Consider the following 451-nt stretch of genomic DNA (forward strand, 5'->3'; position numbering starts at 1 on the left):
GCCCAGAGGTGCCGGCCCTCCTCGACATTGACCTGGAACAGGTTGCGCAGGTCGTAGATGCTCGGCGCGGTGTTGCCGAGGATGCGTTGTTGTTCGACGGAGGCGGGCTCGGTGTCGCCCTGGATGACGATCAGCCGCATCAATGCCGCGCGATGCTCGCCCGGCACTTCCTGCCAGGCCGGCTCGCCCTTGTGCTTGCCGAAGCCGACCACCCGATCCGGGTCGCGCTCGGCCAGGAAGATGCCCCAGCGGTACTGCTCCATCGGCACGTGGTCGAAGTGGGCCCAGCCGTCCCGGCCGACCGCGATCGCCGTCCGCAGATAGACGTCCTTGGTCGGCAACGCGGGACCGAGCTGCTTCCACCAGTCCAGGAACTTCGGCTGCCAGCCCTCGAGCGCCCGCTGCAGCCGCCGGTCCCCGGCGAGATTGACGTTGTTCGGGATCCGCTCGG

The 451-nt window shown here is 68.7% G+C and carries 1 pseudogene; it reads right to left on the reverse strand.

The window, feature by feature from the left end:
* Window positions 1–451: pseudogene (locus IH26_RS0152605) on the reverse strand (benzoyl-CoA 2,3-epoxidase subunit BoxB); the annotation flags it as partial.

The sequence above is a fragment of the Actinoplanes subtropicus genome (genome assembly GCF_000721705.1).
GTDB classification, from domain to species: Bacteria; Actinomycetota; Actinomycetes; order Mycobacteriales; family Micromonosporaceae; genus Actinoplanes; species Actinoplanes subtropicus.